Origin of the sequence: Veillonella parvula (genome assembly GCF_032577575.1) — a bacterium.
Taxonomy (GTDB): Bacteria; Bacillota; Negativicutes; order Veillonellales; family Veillonellaceae; genus Veillonella.
Map to the genome: position 1 here is coordinate 442841 of NZ_JAWFVO010000002.1, position 19099 is coordinate 461939.

Here is a 19099-nt window from a genome sequence, read left to right on the forward strand (position 1 = left end):
TCTCTATTTAGAACCAAAATACCTTTAAAAATTATCACAGAAAGATGAATATATTCTATATTTTTCAGAAATATATTATAAAAGTCTCTACAGGTTGTATATATACTCATTATATATTAATACTAATGTATACTTTCCGTTCTAAATAAGTGCAATAAAATTCATCAATTCGTGAAATTTATAAGTAAGTCTAGCTTTCACGGTGAAAGTAGCGTATGATAAAAGTAGCAAAAACCCTATACGGAGCAAGACGCGTATAATACGACCGCATAATGCAAGTCCACGGTCAAGGTTGGGAACTCGTTATTTTTTAATTAAGAGGAGGCCCTATGGACCCGTTAAAAATCTTGAAAGCATTATCCAATCCGCATCGGTTAGATATTATATTGTGGCTAAAACGCCCAGAGAAAGAATTCGGTGTACAAGTACACTCTAACACTCTTATCGATTTCCCTCATAGTGTGAGCGTTAAGAGTATCCAAAAGCGCTGCGGTGTATCGCAATCTTCTATTTCTACATTTATGAGCATCTTAGAGAATGCTGAACTTGTAGAATCGCGTAAAATCGACCAATATACCTATTTCCGTCGCAACGAAGAGGTAATTCGCGAATTTGGCGAATGGTACAACAAAGAAGTATCCATACAGAATGACGAAATTGACAAATTATTAGAAACGGTTATCTTAGAAGACACTTCATATCCAGCAACTGAGGAAAGCTCCATACCTAGTAAGCAACTGACAGTCGAAATACGTACTAAGGGACCGCATCATGATGAAGAAAGTAAATAAAAGCCCTTCCCTACTTACCATATCTAGGGAAAAACGAAAAGAGCTATAATATTCAAAATTATAGCTCTTTTTTATGTGATACTATACCACTTATAGTATATATACAACTCATAACGTAAAAAGAGTGCCTTCCCATTTGGGAGGGCACTCTTTACTTTTATACATTTCGTTGTGCTTCGTAAGCTCTGAATAGTTTAGATAATAATTCAGGAGCCAAACGCAATAAATCTGGGTTTTCACAGAAAGACACACGCAATTGTGTTTTACCAGGGTTGTTATCGCCATTTTTACCGCTATAGAAACCATTGAGCGGTGCCATGAGAAGTGTATATTCCTTGCCGTCATCAAGGCTTACTGCACCGTGTTCGGCACACCAAGAAGCAAATTCTACACCATCAAAGCCAGGTTTTGCAACCTTTCTCACGTCGATTACAAAGTAAATAGACGCTTCAGGGCGAGACACGATAAAGTCCGGTTCTGCCTCTTTAAAACCTTTGTGGAGTTCAAAGATCATTTGACGATAGTAGTCGCGTTGTTGCTCATACCAGTTGTGCAATTGCGCATAGGACTCATGTTTCAAAGCACCAAAAATATATTGGCCCAATGTATTAGCGCTGAGGTTTGCCGTATATTCCGCAACAGATTTTTCATAACATAATTTATTATCCGTAATGATAGCTCCAATGCGAAGTCCACAAGCATTCCAAACCTTACTTGCCGTTTCAAGACTGATACGACGGCCTTCAATGCCAGGCACATCTTTATCGGTTAAGGCCCAAATGCTAGATGTTTCTTTCCCTTTTTCATAAGCTAATTCACGGTACGCTTCGTCAGAGATGATCCATAAATTATGTTTAACGCACAATTTAGTATATTCAATAAGCGTTTCTTTGCTAAATAATTGACCTGTAGGATTATCATAAGGAATGATAAGCAACGCCCCAGGTTTTGTCTCGATAATACGTTGTTCGACAGTCTCTACAGAGGGCAATTCGAACTCACCATTTTCATTGAGCTCCCGTTCTACAGTAACCGTTTTACGACCAATGCGAAGACCTACTGCATCATAGTTTGTATAAGAAGGATTGAACATCAAAAGAGGACGTTCTTCTTCGCCAGCACCACCACATACGCCGAGCATGATGATTTCCATCGCCATGGATGCACCGTCTGTTACAAGTACATCAAGCCCTGTTGTATCAAAGCCTTGGCTGCGCAAAATGTGGAGAAACGCTTCTCGACACTCATCAGTGCCCGTAGTTGGTACATATGGCACAATCCCATTATGGAACGGGCTATTGACACCGCCCAAATCAAACAACCTACGCTGCATGGCGGGATGCATAGGACGCATTACATTGCCAATAGAACCATTCACCAAGATAGGCGGGTTCTTACGTTCCAAGAATTTAATTTGTCCTAGGCGAATGCCAGACGGCTTCCGAGCCATCATATACGGCGATAATTCTGGTTGTTTCATTTCGATCCAACTCCTCTAAAAATCAACCTTCTCCATTGGAAGGTTTTGATAACTGTGAAAGTAACAAAACACTTACTATACAAGCAAATATACAAGTACATCACAAAACATAAACTATGAATACCTATAGATAGATACATAATATTATAGAGCTTTTACTATAGAAAATCTATAGTTTTATAATATATACTTATTTACCTATGCTTAATTTATTGGTTATTGAAAATAACTCTCATGGTACTTAGTGCGGTCTCAATATACCATCAAAAACTATAATAAAAATGAAAGAGCCCCACGAGAGGCTCTTTCACCATGATATAGATTACTTTTTGAAGCTATACAAATAACTACGACGTAATTGTCAATTATTAGTATAACTTTATAATCGAACCATTGCAGTAGTTATATCTATTAGATAGTCACTTCTACACCTAGACGGAAGTTGCGACCTTGACCTGGCCACCAGTCACCAGGGTTGCCCCAACGAACGTTAGATTGTTCCGCATAGTATGTATCAAAGATATTATTAACACGACCAAATACAGTAACATTTTCACGTACGCGATAGTTCGCACTAATATCAGCAAGCCAATACGTTGTGCGAGGGAAAATATTATCAGCAGGGCCTGGACGGTCGATGACACCACGAATATCTAAATGGGCATCCCATTTCGCATTGTTGTAATCGAGACCTGCATTAACAGCATGTTTAGGCACATAACCATCACGATTAGCTTTGCGTGTAGGTGTTGCATCGATATGAGTATATGTATAGCCAAGTCGTGCAGACAAATGATTGTTGATTTGTTTGCGCACTTCTGCATTCACGCCACGGGCTTTTTCTGTATCAAAATTGCGATATTGACCTGTGAATGTTGCAGGATCCGTCATAACCCAACCGATCTTATCCTTTGTACTACGGCTAAAGAAGCTGAGATTACCATTCCAAGTTTTACCGAATTTATGGTGTACACCTAAATCAAATTCATGACCTGTTTCAGGTTTCAAGTTGCGGTTACCGTTATAGCCATCGAACAATTGGTATGGTGTAGGTGCCAAGAAGTACTCTTTATACGCAGCATACACATTTGTCTTCTCATTTACATCATAGCCGAGGCTGATGGATGGAGATGTATGAGTACCGAAAGAAGAATGGTGGTCAACGCGGATACCAGGCGTTACAGTCCACTTAGGAGCAAATTTCCATTCATCTTGAATAAAGTAAGATGCGTTCGTAAGCTTCACGCCGCCCATGTTAACCACTTTATCTTGACGCCAGTCAAAGCCGACTACTACAGTATGGTCTTTTGCTTTATACGTAACTTGATCACCAATACCACGAGTCTTCACATCCGTTAAGTACCCATCATATGTTGTTTTATAATGATTGTTCATCAAGTATAATTGATGGCTCCAACGATTGCTGATTTTATTGTTCCAAATCGCGCGTAAGGAGTCATTTGCTTCATTACCATAACGAATGTGATTAAGGGCACCCAAATGGTCGGAGTACATTACATCACCACGATATGTGTCGTAAGCTATTTTTACATCGTTCTTATCATTGATTGTATTGCCCACCATGAAAGATGCAGTGTGGCTGTTGCCATGTTGAGGAATGCGCACACCATGACCATCTTTATAGGAACCAATAATATCTTTTTGTACGCCTACACGCCAATACCAATCATTTTGGCTACCTTCGTTGGTAATTGCGTATTGCTCTAAATCATTGCTGCCACCCATCACGCGAAGCTTAGTTTGTACACCTTGCTCAGGTTTTGCAGTGATTACATTTACTACACCACCAATGGCACCGGAACCATACAATGTAGAGCCTGCACCACGTTGAACTTCAATGCGATCAATACTAGACATATCTTTCAAAATAGTCATCGGCGGATTCACACCAGCCGCCCCCATATTGATGCCGTCTACCAAATACAATACTTGGTCGGAACCATTGATGCGGAATGCATTGGAGTTCGTGTAACCTACGCCACCACCATACGTATTAATATCTACGCCCGGTACGATGTTCAAGGCTTCGTTCATATTCGTAGCATGGCGCTCACGAATATCGTCGCCTGTTACTACGCCTACACTAGCTGGCACTTCTGAAAGCTGTTGTTCACTACGAGTCGCCGTAACAACAATGGTATGCGCTTCTTTCGCATCACCAGCGTCAACAGCTAACACACTAGGTGCACTCAATGTGCTACCAAATACGAGAGCTAACCCTACATACATGGATAATCGTTGCATTCTTGATACTTTCATAAAAACCTCCACACACACTAAATCATTTGTTATATATATTTTGTGCCATAGAAACCATTGCACGAGTCATAAATTGAGAATAACTCATGACCTGCGAGGAATCTACAAGGAACACACGACGATTGGCGATGGCCTTAACCCCTTGCAAAGCAGGGTCAGAATAGAGCTGTTCTGCCGTTGCTGGCGTAGTGCCATCCGAGGTATAAGCTACCGATGGGATGATGATAATGTCTGGATTCGCTTTAATTAAATCCTCTCGCGTCCCATTATCAAAAGGCCCCAAGCCTAATTGGGCGGCCGCATTGGTAACCTTCAGATATTTAGTCATATCATCAAAGGTTGACCCCTTGCCACCGGTTAAACCAAATTGCGTATAAAATGCTACTACAGGACGTTCACCGGCATGTTTATTGGCTAATTCTTCGACAGTTTTCAAATCTGCATCCATACTAGCAATCATCTTTTCATCCGATGCGTGTAAAAGACCTGCAATTTCATGAATAACAGCCTTTGCTTCTTCTACCGTAGTAGGCGTCTTATAGACGTAAACGGGAATCTGCATATTCCGCATTTCCCCAATTGCATCTGGAGATATCCAGTTTGGAACTAATACTAAATCAGGTTGTACAGAAAGCATGGATTCAGCAGTTGCTTTCACATGCGTCCCCACCTTGGCAGACTCATCAGGTACATTATTAGGCACGGTGCCAACGGCTGCCACTCGGCTCGGATCAACCAAGGATAACACTATATCCTCTGTACTCGCAGCAATAGGGACGATTCGCTTCGGCTCACTAGGCACCGTAACAGTTACACCAGTGCCATCCGTAACCTGATGTGTCGTGCCCGTAGTCCCCGTCTGCGTAGGACCACAACCGACCACTAGAAGTACCATCATTACTATGGTACATATAATAGATATTCTGTGCTTCATACTAACGACCTTCTATAACACCTTCCATGGAAATATATAGGGACTGCAATTCCTCCAGCATATCTGGAGCTGCATCCCAATAGCCACGTTGAGCAGCTTCTAACAAAATTTCTGCAATGCGCTGTAAGGCCCAAGGGTTTACATTGCGCATCCAGTCTTGCACCACTTTGTCTAAGGCATATTTGTTAGCATACCCCTCATAAACCCAGTCAGGCACCACATCACTGGTAACATCCCAGCCAAAACTATGAGAAACCACATTAGACATATCCGATGCCCCTTTGTAGCCATGGTTCATCATGGCCTGAATGAATTTCGGATTCTGCGTTTCCCCTTGTACAACGCGGCGAAACTCATCCGATAAGGACCGCATCACGACGCGGCTGCGATCTGTACTATCCCCCACATAGGCACGAGGGGCACTACCTTTTGCATTTCGCACCGCCGCAATGAGACCACCATGATAGCTGTAATAATCATCAGCACTCAAAATGTGCGTTTCCCGATTATCTTCGTTCTTAATGGTTACATCCATCGTAGTTAATCGCCGTTGGAATAGCCTCATATCCTGAGGAATGTCCTCATGCAGGTGAAAGCTACTCCACTTGCTGTAAACTTGTGCAATGTCGCTTAAGGACTCCCAATTTTTCCCTTCAATCAGGGCACCCACACCCGTGCCATAGGCTTGTGGTGGGTCGCCAAAGATACGAAGGCGCGCCTTTTTAGTGGCTAGCATAGGATCTTCACCTTGTTCAACAAGCCAATCCACATCATCATGAATATGCTTTTTCACGTAGTTGTCTTCCAAGGACTCATCTAATTCTGCTACCATTTCAACTGCCTTGTCGAGCCAACTAATGGCAGTAGGCATCATATCTCGAATAAGACCACTGATGCGGCCCATCACGTCGATACGAGGGCGTTGTAATTCATCTAGCGGAATAACCTCGAGACCTGAAATACGACCGTTAGATTGCCATTTAGGACGAACCCCCAACAAGTAGAGGAATTCACCTAAACACTGACCATGACTTCTAGAGTTGCTACTAGCCCATAAGATAATCCCTATCGTCTCGGGATAGCGCTGTTCATTTAAAATATAATCAGCCATAACTTGATCTGCAAGCTCTATACCTAATTGGTAGGCTATCTTTGTAGGCAAGGCTCTTTCATCTAAACCATAAAAGTTACGACCCGTAGGTAATACATCGACTTGACCACTCGATGGGGCTCCACCGGGGCCAGGTTCAACATAGGTTCCTTGTAACGCTTTAGAGATAGAGCTGAGCTCATTTTGGGTTTGACCTAATTTAGGTATATACTCACGAACTATGGCGTCTACCAAAGGCTCTAAACTTTGAGGCGCCTTATAATCTGGTTTATGTATAATATTAGACACAAACGCTCGTAATTCCTGCCAAATTCGATCGATAATCACACTATTACGAATTCCGTCATCATTGATTTCGCCAGCATGTTCCTCTAGATACGACCAATTATGCCCTAACTCAGCGGCTAGCGTTTCAAGACCTGATGCAATATCTCCTTGAGGGGTCTGTATGATAGCGGTAATAAATTCTTCTAAATCTGTCCCCTCAGGGCCTTGACCCAAGATATGTAAACCATTGCGCATTTGCATATGCTTTAAATCGCTTAGCTTTTCGTGAACTTCTGTAATAATATCGTCCACCACCATAGTAGGCCCCTTTTCTTCATCGATAAGATGACAGGCCAGGGCCTTTTCGCGAATCACTTCGCCTATGTCAGCTACACTCTCAGGATGCTCCTGTTCAAAATGACTATGCTCATCTAGTAAAGCTTCTAGTTCTTCAAATTCATCGTAGAGTCCCGCCGTCGTCATCGGTGGCGACAAGTGGCCCACTAAACAGGCTGAACTACGCCGCTTAGCCTGTATGCCTTCTCCAATGATGGTTGTCCAGTACGGGTAAATATTTGGCAAACTAGAGATGCCGATTTCAGGATAACAGCTAGCACTGAGACCAGCCCCCTTACCAGGCAACCATTCTAAGGAGCCATGTGTGCCTACATGAATGACCGCATCAGCTTGAAAGACGTTCCGCACCCAGTGATAAAAGGCCAAATATTGATGTGGTGGAGGTAAGCAAGGATCGTGATAAATGGCGGATACATTCTCCCCGAACCCGCGCGGTGGTTGCACCGTAATCCACAGATTGCCATTTGAAAAACCTGGTATGATGACTTCATCATCGTAGACAAATACATCTCCTGGGGCTTCCCCCCAAGATGTAACCATGACTTGTTGCGTATCTGCTGGCAGTGTTTCAAAGTATGCTTTGTAATCCTTACTGCTCAAGCGACCTTTAGCCGAGGCTAGCAACTCATCGGTAAGCATGGAGCGGTCGTTTGTCATGTGGGATGTAACACTGTCCATTAAATCTGCACTCGTATCAGGCATAGAATCTATCGTATAACCTTCCTCTTTCATCTGTTCTAATAATCGTAGCACCGACTCAGGTGTATCAAGGCCTGCTGCAGAACCAATATTAGAATTCTTAGGCGGATAGTTATGTAAAACAATGGCTATCTTTCGCTCAGATACAGGAATATGGCGCAGCTTAGACCATTTAATAGCTCGCTGAACGACGGCCGCAATGCGCTCTTTCACGGGTAAATACACATAGTGACCACACTCATCAAAGGTCTGACAGGCCACTACACCGCCTTGAATAACACCGTCTAACTCAGGCTGTGATATGGATAAATTCACATCTAACGGCGTAACTCCTTGAGGATTCTCAACCCAGGACTTCTCATCCATGTATATGGTATACCCTTGAATGATAGGTACGTCCTGTAATTTTAGCTCCTCCAAGGTTTGAGCCCCTAAGGACTGGAAGGAGAATTTACAAGTATTGATAAGCACATCAAAGGGGAATACATCCTTCCCAAAAAGATGGTTCATGGACAATTTCATATTCGGAATGCCTACGCGAGGATTCGAACCGTATTGCCCATAAAAGATAATCGGATTGTACTGATGTTTATAAATTTCTTCAAATAAGGCCTGTTGATAATAAATATCCCCCATAATCCACTCGTCACGGTAAAAGTACACCGCGATGGACGGCCAATCTGGGTTTCCTTCGGCATCCATAAACTCATCGTAGGTCTCGTAGATATTGCCTGCTCGCCCCATAATGGCTTGCCACGGAATTCGGTCAGGTTCTTCCCATTCAGAAATTGGTTTTGTACTGAAAGCACCGTTAATGAGCCGCACATAGTTCATGATGCCACTAGTACGACGATAACTTTCAAGACGAATCCGTTTATCCTCATCTATATTACGATACAGAATATCCGTTTTCTTAGGCTCTACCACATCGATCCAGTATTTTGGATGATGCGCATATAGCCATCGTTCAAGGCGTTCTAAGAATGGCGAGTCTAAGCCAACCCCCATGTTTGTTACGAGTACTACATCGGCAGCACGAAGGCGACTTTCAAAATCACCGTCCCAGAGAGGAGGCTTTTTCATATTGCAAATATCCACCTTGCCTTGTATCAATTCAGAGTAGGTAGCAACGGCCTTTTCTATATATTGGATTTGTTTTCCTAAGTTAGAAATATACATGAGTCGACTCATGATCTACCTCCGAGACACTCGCAAAATACGATCTGCCGTAATAGTATCCATGGCATAATAACTGCCATTCATCAATTTACATAATTCCTTAGCCAATCCAAGTTTGATAAAGCCCGTTTCCGTATCGATAACAATACAATCTACAGGCAAAGTACCAAGGATACGAGCCCATTGCTTGGACTCCGCTACAGGGTCTTCAGAATCACCCGACGTAGCTCGACCATCGGTGATACATATAATCTGAATTCGTTCCGCCCGATGGGCACGTAACAATCTATCGCACAGGGTATAGGCCATCCGTAAACCGTGAGCTAACGGCGTTTTACCGCCTGTAGGCATAGAGGCTAACAATCGCTCTGCTCGCTCTACGCTGCGCGTGAAAGGCAATAACACCTCTGCCGACTCCTTGCGGAACGCAATGAGCCCTACCGAATCACGGTGGATATAAGAATCTCGCAAGAGACTGAGAATAGCCGCTTTAGTGGCCTCCATACGATGACGCGCCGCCATAGACCCACTGGCATCTACTACGAAAAGCTGATATGCACCAATGCGCTTTTCACGGGCTTTTCGGCGGTAATCCTGAGGTTTTATCACTAAAGATAATCCCTTGCCGCCTTGATGCTTTAATTGCTGGGACTGAGTAGATAGTTTTTCTTGTTCCGTTTTAGTAGCAGCCCGCAATCGTTGGTAGGGTGCTGCTGCACGCAATGTATCGACCAGCGCTAAGTCCTCTAGCGCATGTTCATCTTGGTAAGCTCGAATCATACGCCCTCTAGTGTCCTTTGTTTTGGTCATGAGGCGACGACCTGAGCCCTTGCGATACTGACGGTCCACTGTTTTAGAGGATTCTAGTTTCCATTGGAATAATTGGTTAGCTATACGGGCAACCGTATCGGGCAAACATAAAGAGGATAAGCGTTGTGAGTCGTCTCCACCTACGTTCATAGCCTCGGAATCACTGGATTCCTTCTGTGTAGCATCTAAGTCGTTAGATTGATTAGAACCATCAGCTTCACTTGAATCGTCTTGCTGAGAAGATGCATCTTCTGCACTATTCATAGCAGAATGACTATCCCCATCATTAGCATTTAAATCGTTAGGACTTGCTTCATTCCCCATAGAATCATTTTGGTCCGCTTCATATTGTGCATCTTCATCAGTTTGATCCGATGCATGTTCGGCCCTATTTTCTAGTTGATTTCTATCCGTTTTACTATTTCCATTCTCCCCTTGTGAAGGCTGTGATGTGGTTGTGTCATCACGCTTCATCCGATGAGGCAGTACATAAAGAGCGGCCCGCTCTGCATGAATGGGCTTACAGTAAGACCCCCCCTCAAGAAGAGCTAGTGATTTCATAACTTGAAGCAATATAAACTCTGCACCGTAACCTACAGTACGAGCTTGGAGTGCATAGGAAATGGCTAATGAAATCATTGCATCAGGAACGGCAATAGATGAAATCCGCTTATGATCGATTAAACTGACTACATCCTTAGATGAGTGCTCTTCTGTTGAAGGTAACACAGTATCTGCACAAGAAATTCCATCTCGAGTTTGTTGTAATACCGCTACCCTAGATTCCAATGAAGCTAGTTCCATAGATACGTGTACGTCTACGAGTTCCCATTCCGCATCAGTTAAGGCTCTATCCTCATGGTTTATGGTCATAATCAACAAGATTTGGCGGCGTTTTGCCTCTGTTAATAAGGCATGACGCACTTCTGGGGATACCACATGACCATCATCGATGAGCCAGCATCGCGTATTATCGTCATCTAATAGACTAGAGGACATAACCATCTTGCCTTGCTCGAGAGAGGCTTCAAAATCGATGCTTTCTTGAAGTTGTGAGCTATCTATATAAACCGGTATAACACGATAGGGAATATGCCATGTATTGAGGCACTGACGAACCATAAAACTTTTACCGACACCAGTTCCCCCAGAAATGACAATGCTATGTATCTGGTCGTTTACAAGGCCTATTTTGAGAGCCTCTTGTACAGATGTTTCCATAGCTAGCCCTCGATTACCGCAGATACTGCTGTATCGATGCGGTCTTCGTCGTGACCTTGTTCTTCAAAAGGCAATCTCCGCATGCGATGTTTTAACGTCAATCTTGCGGCCACCTTAATGTCGTCATCTATGATTTGTGAGCGACCGTGAAAGGCTGCATGAGCGCGAGCGGTGTGCATCATCGTAATGTCTGGGCGATGTCCATCAACGCCAATGCCGATACTGATGCTCGCTATCTTAAGCAAACTATCATCGGAGGGAATAATGGTTGGTAATAATTTGCGAGCTTGTAGCAAGCGCTCATGTAATGCTTGCTCCGATTCCTCATAAGACGCTATAAACGCTTCTGGAGCATCGCCAAATGCAAGACGTCGCTTAATCACCTCCATCCGCTGTGCTGGATCCTGTTCACCATAGACCATGACGGACAACCCAAAGCGATCTAATAGCTGAGGTCTTAGGTCCCCCTCTTCAGGGTTCATAGTTCCGACGAGGATGAAGCGAGATGGATGAGAATGGCTTACCCCTTCACGCTCTACCGTATTTACCCCCATAGCGGACACGTCTAGCAAAATATCTACAATATGGTCATCTAATAGATTCACCTCATCTACATAGAGAATATTTTGATGTGCTGCGTGTAAAATCCCTGGTTCAAAGGCTTTTACCCCCTCTTGCAAGGCCTTTTCTAAATTAATAGATCCTACAACGCGGTCTGCCGTAGCATTGATAGGTAGCTCAACAACGGACATCGCGGATGCCCCTGTTTCCATGGAAGGTAGCAGGCTCGGTAATGCACGTACAGCCGTAGACTTTGCAGTGCCCTTTTCGCCCTCAATTAACACACCACCGATGGACGGATTGATAGCATTCAGCAAAAGGGCCAATTTCATTTCATCTTGACCAACAATAGCAGTAAATGGATATAACATAAGCCTAACCTCGCTAGGAATAGCAATACAAATATATCAAGATAAACAGGAAATTTACTGACCTATACATAGGCACTTATATGTCTATTTCAGTTGAGGGTCAATTGACATCTCTCCACTAGTCTCTGTTTGTTTATAATCCTCAATATCCGTAGTTCCTTTTGGGAACACAAAGATACGTTGTTGTTTGAAATATGGATCGTCGTAAACTGCTGCAGACAAGTGGAAGGCAGCTTTTAAATTATCTGCAGTGAGCACCTCTCGCGGCGTTCCTACATCAACGATGCGACCATCACTTATCAAGACGAGCTTGGTGCAATATTTGGCGGCTAATTCTAAGTCATGAACGACGATTAAAATCGTTTTACCTTCGTCACATAATCTGCGACCTTCATGGAAAATATCGTCAGCATATACTAGATCGAGAGCAGCCGTCGGCTCATCGAGCAATAGGACCTCTGTTTGTTGTGCCAAAGCCTTTGCTAAGAATACCCGTTGTCGTTCACCACCACTCAAAGATTGTACAGAACGATTCCGCAGATGATAAACACCTACCTCTTTCATAGCCTGTTCAACGATAACCTTATCTTCAGGGCCTTCTTGTTCCCACCATTTCAAATAAGGATAACGAGCCGTCATCACGATATCGATGGCTTCATAATCGAAGGAAACATTAACGGACTGCTGCATATACGCCACATGATGAGCGATTTCCTTGTCGCTCAAAGAAGCGATGCTTTTACCATCCCAGAAAATATCTCCACCAGATGTAGGATAAAGGCCACGCAAGGTTTTTAACAACGTTGTTTTACCAGAGCCATTAGGGCCGATAATGCCTACGAACTCGCCCCGGTCAATAGCAAAGGATGCCTCTTTTACAATGGTTGTGTCTCCTAATGTGACAGATAGAGATTGAACATCTAGTTTCATTAGGCCCCTCCTTTACGACGCAAGCGATGAAGTAAATATAGAAAATATGGTGCCCCTAATAGAGCCGTCATGATACCTACGCGAATCTCAACTGGCTGAGCAATAACGCGACCTAATGTATCACAGAATACGAGGAATAATGCGCCTCCAACGGCCGCCATAGGCAATAGTATTCGATGATCTGGCCCTACTAAGATACGCACAATATGTGGTACCACAAGACCTACAAAGCCAATGGAACCACTGACGCACACCGCAGTAGCAGTAACGACAGATGCCAAAAACAGGAATAGCATGCGATACACCATAACAGGCAAACCCAAGGCACGCGCCTCTGTATCGCCGAGAACGAGTACATTCAGGTGACGACCGAGCATCATTAATATAACGCTGCCAGTCATGATAGGTCCTACAGCAAGCAGAACATGGTCCCATCGACGATAATCGAGGCCACCTACCATCCAGAATAGGAATTCACGCAAACGGTATTCATTAATCATCGTCAAGATACCCGATGTAAAAGCACCGAGCAGCATACTAACAGCAACCCCTGCTAGCAATAATGTGGTCGTATCGAGCTTGTTATTGCGCCATGTTAAGAGAATCGTAATCCCTACGGATACAAAGGCTCCGACAAAGGCAAAAGCAGGCATGTAAAACATACCGAGAGATGTCACGCCAAGAGCAATGGCAATAACGGCGCCGAGAGACGCCCCTGCGGATACGCCCATAATACCTGGATCCGCCAAAGGGTTTGAGAAAACGCCTTGCATAACGGCGCCAGCGATTGCCAAGGCACCGCCTACGAGTAGTCCAATGATGAGGCGCGGCATGCGGATAAACCACAGTACCGCCTCTTGTTCAGCCGTAATAGGCTCCGTAAAACTCACAGGTATGCCCATGCCATTTAAAATACTTTGCACACCTCCTCCAATAGGAATCATAATGGTCCCTACATGGAGCGCCAATAAGCTCACGATACATAGCAATACCCCAATCAAAGTTATCGCCATGATGCGTTGTGTCTGTTTAGTCATGAGAATTCCTTTCTAATTGAGGATACACAGTATACATAATGGCTAGCATCGCTTCCCCAATATGCTGATTCATAGTATATAAGTACGCTGCCGGTAAAGGCTTAACACGATTTTCCTTGATAGCCGGCAGATTTTGAAAGGCCGGATTTTTTAAATATCGATCCGCCAAATTCTTGTCCATTCCCTTATAGGATGGAATAAAAATGTAGTCTGGATTCATGGCTAATACCCGCTCCTCCCCAAAGGGTATGTGCGGCGGTAAGCCAATCCGATTCGGTGCATTATAGACGTTCATGTATGTACACATATCATCAAAAAGGCTTCCTGTTCCCGTATATCCGTCCATAGATGATACAAAGAGAACCGTCTTGCGCTGCTCAATTGGAATAGATTCTGCTAGGTGCTTTATTTCATCTATTTCACGATGAATCTTCCGAATGTAAAAGCTACCCTTTTCATCTTCGCCGATAATATGAGCAATATCCATCACATTCTGAATCACTCCGTCCACCGTAGAAGGGGTAGGTACCACAACAGTGGCTATACCCATGTGCCGTAAGCCATAGATAACATCAGCCGATATATAATCTGGCGCTATAACGAGATCCGGTTTCAAGGCTATGATTTTCTCCAAAGGATACGAACTCAACACTGGTTTTACCAGCTTTGCGCGCTTTGCCTCTAGCGAATATTCCTCATAGGTAGACAATTTATTAATGCCTGCTAAACGTTCTGGTTCTATAAGTCCTAATAAAATTGTGTCGACCGCAGAAGACAGTGATAAAATCCGTTTTGGATGCTCTGGAACAGCAACTTGAACGCCATCATGACTGTCAACATAACGAGTATATGGCGTTACATTTGCCTCCGATTGAGGTCCACAACCCGCTATACATACACAAAGGAGTATCATCAAACATATGAAAAATCCAATTTTCTTGTTCATGATGATACTCCTTGTATAGTTCTAATTAGTGATTACATAAAGACTAGAATTTTTGAGTATAGCTGAGTTGGTAATTAAATGGTTCATCCCAGTATTCCCAGTCGCCGTTGGAAATAACATTATGACGGTTTAACAAGTTACGTGCATCTAGCCGCAAGGATGAGTTTTCATTGAACTGATAGCCTACGTATGCATTCCAAGCTATAAGATTTGGGTTTGTACCGCCATCGCGGTTCTTCATCCGTTTTGTGACAAAGTTGATGCTAGTACCTGCAGTCCAGGTTGAGCTATTGTAATGGATACCCCCTGTAAATTGCAATTTAGGGTTAGCTTGTTTCCAATAGGTCTTATCGATTTCTCGTTGTTTTGGATTAGAATACGATGCACCCACAGTCATTTTTAAGTGATCTGTTAATTTACGACCATATTGGGCTTCGATACCGACATTTCTATAGCGACCACCATTTACGCGAATCGTGTTTTTACCATTGCTATCCGGTTTCCAAGAGAAGAAGTTTTTAAAGTCCATATAGAAGAGCGCTACTTTCCAGCTATCTTTGTTAGTAATGTGTTTATAGCCTAATTCGTAATTCCAACCTTCTTCAGGTTTCAAATTACGTCCACTAACAGAGGCATAGCCTTTATTAATTTTCTTGAAAGTATCGCTTAAGTTCGGCATTCTAAAGGCTTTACCAACATTTATGTACATGGATGATTCCTTGTTGATACGATGTTGTAATTGGAACTGTGGAATTAATACGCGCTGATTTTTTACAGGATCTTTAATATCCGAATAACGCAAGCCTAAAATACTAGTCCATTTAGGATTGATTTGATAGGAGTATGTACCATAAATGGCATAACTATTGCGATGTGGATTTCCATAGTATGGACCAGATTTAGTGCGATATGTTTCTCGTTTACCAAGTACACCCGCAATTAAATAATCCTTACCACCGCGGAAGTCCCATTCATGTTGCACATCGAAACCATATTGTCGAGCAATATAGTTGTTATCACTCAACGTATATGTCTTTTTACTATGTATGCGACTTTTACCATACAAATCTCTATCATTGTAGAAGATTGTACCTGTAGTATTGCCATCTTTATAAACTAAAGACGCATTATTTTTAGTATCTTTATAAGCATATGTTGTAGAGTGAAGCTTTTGCTTAATAGGATTCGTTTCCGTACTCAACTGTCCAAAGGAAGAATTACCTTCAAAACGGCTAAAGTTCAAAGTCAACTTATCATTTAATTTACCGCTCATAAATACACCTAAGGAATTCCCTTTGTTACGAGCTGTATAATATTCATAGCCTCTAGCATAAGCACCGATATCGGAGCGGATAGGGGTTTCTGGATCTTGAGCACCAAAGAAGTTACGTTCCACACCAATTAAGAAGCGAGGCGTCCCATAGTTAATTTTATAAGTTTGGCGACCCATATTACCAAAACCTACCGTAGCAGAGCCCCCTTCTTTACTTGGAGTCTTAGTAATTACATTGATAACACCACTCATAGCATCAGCGCCATATAAAGCAGAGGCTGCACCTTTTAATACTTCAATGCGTTCAATAGAGCTAGTCGGAATAGAACTAAGGCCGCCCTTGCCATTGAGGTTCATCGGTACCCCATTCATGAGAATCAAGGATCCCCGTTCAAGGCCACGGATATTCACACGGCTATCCATAGCCCCATATTCAAGACCGGATGCACCATAGGAAAAAGACGTAATGCCTGGTACCATATTAACTGCATCAAATGCATTTTTAGCACCGCTATTAGCTAAGTCCTTTTGAGTAATAACATCCATCGCAGCCGGCGTATCTAAATCTAAAAGAGCCATGCGATTTGCTGTTACATTAATAGTATGGATTTCAGATACTCCATTAGTTTCACTCGATGCAGCTATAGTGGGAGTCTTATCAGCACTTACCTCTGCTGCATATCCATTCACAGACAATCCTATCAATGCTAAACCTACAAGTATAGATATACGATGCTTAATTTGTTGTCTCATACCAAATGCCTCACTTAACACATATATATATTCACACAATTATATAAACTACATATTTGTATTATTACACATTTATTTGGACCGCACAAAACCCATACCCCTACCACTACTGCATTCTCGGGGGATTGTATCGTTAATACATATTAAAATTTTTGTGTATAACTTAATTCATAATTGAATGGTGCATCCCAATATTCATAATCTCCATTGGATACCACATTATGACGATTCAAAAGATTGCGTGCATCGAGGCGTAATGTAGCATCTTTATTAAAGTGATACCCAACGTAAGCATTCCAAAGAGCAATGTTAGGGTTCAAGCCACCATCGCGATTGCGCAAACGTTTGGTTACAAAGTTCAAAGATGTGCCTGCATCCCACGTAGAGCTTTTATAATGAACACCGGTTGTAAACTGTAACTTAGGAGCCGCTTGTTTCCAATAGGTTTCATTCATTTCCTTTTGTTTTGGATTAGAATAAGAACCACTTACACTCATTTTGAGTCGATCTGACAAATGTCTACTATACTCAGCTTCAATCCCAACATTGTGGAATTTACCACCGTTTACGCGAACGGTTGGGCGACCATTTACATCAGGTTGCCATTGGAAGAAGTTCTTGAAGTCCATATAGAACACGTCCACCTTCCAGCTATCCTTCTTATTAAGGCGTTTATAACCTAATTCATAGTTCCAACCCTCTTCAGGCTTAAGATTTTTACCACTTACTGCTGTGTATTGGCGGTTTACACTGCGGAATGTATCACTCAAGCTAGGCATCGTATACGCTTTCCCTATATTTAAGTACATGGAGGAATCTTTATTGATGGTATGCAACAATTGGAACTGAGGCGTTAACACATGTTGGTCCTTAATAGGATCACTAATAGCTGTATAGCGCAAGCCCAAAATGGCAGTCCATTTTGGATTGATTTCACGAGAATAGCTACTGTACACCGCATAGGTATTACGATGAGGCCGTGTGTACACAGGGGCCTGTGTGGCACGATAGGTTTCTTGCTTACCTGTAACCCCGGCAATCAGGTAGTCCTTACCGCCTCTAAAGTCCCATTCATGTTGTACATCTATACCATATTGACGAGCTACATAACTGGTTTCGGTCGGCTTGAACTGTTTAGCACTATGAACACGGCTTTCACCACGCATAGTACGGTCATTATAAAACAATGTTCCCGTCGTATTGTCATCCTTATAAGTCAAAGATGCATTGTTGCGGTCATCCTTGTAATGATATGTCGTAGAATGATGAGCCTGTCTCATAGGATTTGTTTCTGTACTAATCAGACCAAAGGAGGAACGGCTTTCAGCGCGATTATAATTTAAGGTTATCTTATCTGAAAGCTTACCACTCATGAACACGCCTAAGGAATTACCCTTGTTGCGCGTAGTGTAGTAATCATAACCCTTGCGACCCGTATAGTCATACCGCACAGGTGTAGATGGATCTTGAGTTCCCCAGTATTTTCTATCAATTCCAATAAGAAAACGATCAGTACCATAAGAAAGATCAAATCGCTTAGCCCCTCGATTGCCCACGGCTACTGTAGCAGAACCGCCCTCTTTTGACGGCGTCTTTGTAATGATATTTATAACGCCACCCAAAGCTTCTGCACCATATAAGGTGGAGGCTGCCCCCTTCACGACTTCGATGCGCTCAATCGCACTAGTAGGTATAGAGCCAATTCCGCTCTTACCATTTAAGTTCATAGGTACACCGTTTACAAGAACAAGTGCACCGCGGTCGAGGCCACGAATATTCGTACGGCTATCCATGCCACCAAAATCTGCGCCAGACGCACTAAAGGAATTAATGGTTACACCCGGTACATTGGCGACCGCATCAAAGGCAGTCTTAGCGCCGCTATTTTGTATATCCTCTTGGGTAATAACAGAAGTCGATACCGGTGTATCTAAATCTAATAATGCTGTACGATTAGCTGTAACATTTATGGTAACTTCTTCTTCATTATTGTTCATTGTTACATCTGCAGCATAACTATTAATTGACATAGTAGTTAATGCCATAAGCACTGCTACATAGACTTGTTTATTCATTCGTTTCATCATCCACGCCTCTTT

12 protein-coding genes are annotated in these 19099 nt (G+C 42.8%); 1 reads left to right on the forward strand and 11 read right to left on the reverse strand.

Going from position 1 to position 19099, the window contains the following annotated elements:
- Window positions 1-329 precede the first annotated feature (329 nt).
- A complete protein-coding gene (locus E7K77_RS05935; RefSeq protein WP_325306429.1) occupies window positions 330-791 on the forward strand; it encodes an ArsR/SmtB family transcription factor in 462 nt (153 codons plus the stop codon).
- Window positions 792-948: 157 nt separating this feature from the next.
- Here the strand turns inward: E7K77_RS05935 and E7K77_RS05940 are convergent, their stop codons facing one another.
- From E7K77_RS05940 to E7K77_RS05990, 11 genes are all read right to left on the reverse strand, one after another.
- Window positions 949-2271 carry a pyridoxal phosphate-dependent aminotransferase gene (locus E7K77_RS05940; protein ID WP_119562512.1) on the reverse strand — a complete coding sequence of 441 codons (1323 nt, stop codon included), beginning with the start codon at window positions 2269-2271 and terminating at the stop codon, window positions 949-951.
- 411 nt (window positions 2272-2682) lie between these two features.
- Window positions 2683-4551 carry a TonB-dependent receptor plug domain-containing protein gene (locus E7K77_RS05945; RefSeq protein WP_316597956.1) on the reverse strand — a complete coding sequence of 623 codons (1869 nt, stop codon included), beginning with the start codon at window positions 4549-4551 and terminating at the stop codon, window positions 2683-2685.
- Between the two features lie 22 nt (window positions 4552-4573).
- Window positions 4574-5485, reverse strand: coding sequence for an ABC transporter substrate-binding protein (locus E7K77_RS05950; RefSeq protein WP_325306430.1), 912 nt, complete (start codon window positions 5483-5485; stop codon window positions 4574-4576).
- Between the two features lies 1 nt (window position 5486).
- Window positions 5487-9110: a cobaltochelatase subunit CobN gene (cobN, locus tag E7K77_RS05955; RefSeq protein ID WP_325306432.1), complete on the reverse strand. Its 3624-nt coding sequence runs from the start codon at window positions 9108-9110 to the stop codon at window positions 5487-5489.
- Window positions 9111-9113: 3 nt separating this feature from the next.
- Entirely contained in the window at window positions 9114-11129 is a 2016-nt protein-coding gene (locus tag E7K77_RS05960; protein ID WP_325306434.1) for a VWA domain-containing protein, read from the reverse strand.
- A 2-nt stretch (window positions 11130-11131) separates the two neighbouring features.
- Window positions 11132-12061: an ATP-binding protein gene (locus E7K77_RS05965; RefSeq protein WP_325306435.1), complete on the reverse strand. Its 930-nt coding sequence runs from the start codon at window positions 12059-12061 to the stop codon at window positions 11132-11134.
- A gap of 84 nt (window positions 12062-12145) precedes the next feature.
- Window positions 12146-12991 (reverse strand): ABC transporter ATP-binding protein, encoded by an 846-nt coding sequence (locus E7K77_RS05970; RefSeq protein WP_325306436.1) that lies wholly within the window; start codon window positions 12989-12991, stop codon window positions 12146-12148.
- Complete coding sequence (locus E7K77_RS05975) at window positions 12991-14028, reverse strand: FecCD family ABC transporter permease (protein WP_012863676.1); 1038 nt, start codon at window positions 14026-14028, stop codon at window positions 12991-12993. The genes E7K77_RS05970 and E7K77_RS05975 overlap by 1 nt, the downstream gene beginning before the upstream one ends.
- A complete protein-coding gene (locus tag E7K77_RS05980) occupies window positions 14021-14974 on the reverse strand; it encodes an ABC transporter substrate-binding protein (protein ID WP_215676141.1) in 954 nt (317 codons plus the stop codon). The genes E7K77_RS05975 and E7K77_RS05980 overlap by 8 nt, the downstream gene beginning before the upstream one ends.
- Window positions 14975-15017: 43 nt before the next feature.
- The gene (locus tag E7K77_RS05985; RefSeq protein WP_302682713.1) at window positions 15018-17000 is read right to left on the reverse strand and encodes a TonB-dependent receptor plug domain-containing protein; all 1983 of its coding nucleotides are present in this window, start codon (window positions 16998-17000) and stop codon (window positions 15018-15020) included.
- A 143-nt stretch (window positions 17001-17143) separates the two neighbouring features.
- Complete coding sequence (locus E7K77_RS05990) at window positions 17144-19087, reverse strand: TonB-dependent receptor (RefSeq protein WP_325306439.1); 1944 nt, start codon at window positions 19085-19087, stop codon at window positions 17144-17146.
- Window positions 19088-19099 lie beyond the last annotated feature (12 nt).

Bases quoted from the DNA above. Each gene is read 5' to 3' on its own strand.
- E7K77_RS05935 (WP_325306429.1), top strand. From the start codon at position 330: ATGGACCCGTTAAAAATCTTGAAAGCATTATCCAATCCGCATCGGTTA.
- E7K77_RS05940 (WP_119562512.1), bottom strand. From the start codon at position 2,271: ATGAAACAACCAGAATTATCGCCGTATATGATGGCTCGGAAGCCGTCT.
- E7K77_RS05945 (WP_316597956.1), bottom strand. From the start codon at position 4,551: ATGAAAGTATCAAGAATGCAACGATTATCCATGTATGTAGGGTTAGCT.
- E7K77_RS05950 (WP_325306430.1), bottom strand. From the start codon at position 5,485: ATGAAGCACAGAATATCTATTATATGTACCATAGTAATGATGGTACTT.
- cobN (WP_325306432.1), bottom strand. From the start codon at position 9,110: ATGAGTCGACTCATGTATATTTCTAACTTAGGAAAACAAATCCAATAT.
- E7K77_RS05960 (WP_325306434.1), bottom strand. From the start codon at position 11,129: ATGGAAACATCTGTACAAGAGGCTCTCAAAATAGGCCTTGTAAACGAC.
- E7K77_RS05965 (WP_325306435.1), bottom strand. From the start codon at position 12,061: ATGTTATATCCATTTACTGCTATTGTTGGTCAAGATGAAATGAAATTG.
- E7K77_RS05970 (WP_325306436.1), bottom strand. From the start codon at position 12,991: ATGAAACTAGATGTTCAATCTCTATCTGTCACATTAGGAGACACAACC.
- E7K77_RS05975 (WP_012863676.1), bottom strand. From the start codon at position 14,028: ATGACTAAACAGACACAACGCATCATGGCGATAACTTTGATTGGGGTA.
- E7K77_RS05980 (WP_215676141.1), bottom strand. From the start codon at position 14,974: ATGAACAAGAAAATTGGATTTTTCATATGTTTGATGATACTCCTTTGT.
- E7K77_RS05985 (WP_302682713.1), bottom strand. From the start codon at position 17,000: ATGAGACAACAAATTAAGCATCGTATATCTATACTTGTAGGTTTAGCA.
- E7K77_RS05990 (WP_325306439.1), bottom strand. From the start codon at position 19,087: ATGATGAAACGAATGAATAAACAAGTCTATGTAGCAGTGCTTATGGCA.